The organism is Brevibacterium sp. FME17 (assembly GCF_014897515.1).
Lineage (GTDB): Bacteria > Actinomycetota > Actinomycetes > Actinomycetales > Brevibacteriaceae > Brevibacterium.
On record NZ_JABUYD010000055.1, the window covers coordinates 1 to 1,788 of the forward strand.

The following is a 1,788-nucleotide window of genomic DNA, read 5'->3' on the forward strand; positions in this document are numbered from 1 at the left end:
TCCTTAGAAAGGAGGTGATCCAGCCGCACCTTCCGGTACGGCTACCTTGTTACGACTTAGTCCCAATTGCCAGTCCCACCTTAGACGGCCCCCTCCCACAAGGGGTTGGGCCACCGGCTTCGGGTGTTACCGACTTTCGTGACTTGACGGGCGGTGTGTACAAGGCCCGGGAACGTATTCACCGCAGCGTTGCTGATCTGCGATTACTAGCGACTCCGACTTCACGTAGTCGAATTGCAGACTACGATCCGAACTGAGACTGGCTTTAAGGGATTCGCTAAAACCTCACGGTCTCGCATCTCTCTGTACCAGCCATTGTAGCATGCGTGAAGCCCAAGACATAAAGGGCATGATGATTTGACGTCATCCCCACCTTCCTCCGAGTTGACCCCGGCAGTCTCCTATGAGTTCCCACCATCACGTGCTGGCAACATAGAACGAGGGTTGCGCTCGTTGCGGGACTTAACCCAACATCTCACGACACGAGCTGACGACAACCATGCACCACCTGTACACCAACCCCAAAGGGGAAGGACTGTTTCCAGCCCGGTCTGGTGTATGTCAAGCCTTGGTAAGGTTCTTCGCGTTGCATCGAATTAATCCGCATGCTCCGCCGCTTGTGCGGGCCCCCGTCAATTCCTTTGAGTTTTAGCCTTGCGACCGTACTCCCCAGGCGGGGCACTTAATGCGTTAGCTACGGCGCGGAGAACGTGGAATGTCCCCCACACCTAGTGCCCAACGTTTACGGCATGGACTACCAGGGTATCTAATCCTGTTCGCTCCCCATGCTTTCGCTCCTCAGTGTCAGTTACAGCCCAGAGTCCCGCCTTCGCCACCGGTGTTCCTCCTGATATCTGCGCATTTCACCGCTACACCAGGAATTCCAGACTCCCCTACTGCACTCTAGTCAGCCCGTACCCACTGCACGCGCAACGTTAAGCGTTGCGTTTCCACAGCAGACGTGACCAACCACCTACGAGCTCTTTACGCCCAATAATTCCGGACAACGCTTGTACCCTACGTATTACCGCGGCTGCTGGCACGTAGTTAGCCGGTACTTCTTCTGCAGGTACCGTCACCCCAAGGGGCTTCTTCCCTGCTGAAAGCGGTTTACAACCCGAAGGCCGTCATCCCGCACGCTGCGTCGCTGCATCAGGGTTTCCCCCATTGTGCAATATTCCCCACTGCTGCCTCCCGTAGGAGTCTGGGCCGTGTCTCAGTCCCAGTGTGGCCGGTCGCCCTCTCAGGCCGGCTACCCGTCGTCGTCTTGGTGAGCCATTACCTCACCAACAAACTGATAGGCCGCGAGCCCATCCCCAACCGAAAAAACTTTCCAGCATCCCTCATGCGAAGAATGCTCATATCCGGTATTAGACCCAGTTTCCCGGGCTTATCCCGAAGTCGGGGGCAGGTTACTCACGTGTTACTCACCCGTTCGCCACTCATCCACCCAGTGCAAGCACCAGGCTTCAGCGTTCGACTTGCATGTGTTAAGCACGCAGCCAGCGTTCGTCCTGAGCCAGGATCAAACTCTCCATAAAAAACTTTATGTTACGAATGAATCCCAGCAAGACAGCCAACCAACGATCACGGGGTGATCGCAGCTGACCAAAAAATCATGCCCACACACGCTGGCATGCTCCTCCAGCGAGGGAGGAAACATCAGTGCGTGAACATGTGATTGTCTTACCAGAAAACTAATATTTCTGGCATCACTATCTGTTCAAACAAACACGCTATTGGATTCTCAAACCACAAACACTCACCCGTCACCACAACCCCCAAAAA

The 1,788-nt window shown here is 55.0% G+C and carries 1 rRNA gene; it reads right to left on the reverse strand.

The window, feature by feature from the left end:
- Nucleotides 1–7: 7 nt before the first annotated feature.
- Nucleotides 8–1,541 (reverse strand): 16S ribosomal RNA (locus INT40_RS20245).
- Nucleotides 1,542–1,788: the final 247 nt, after the last annotated feature.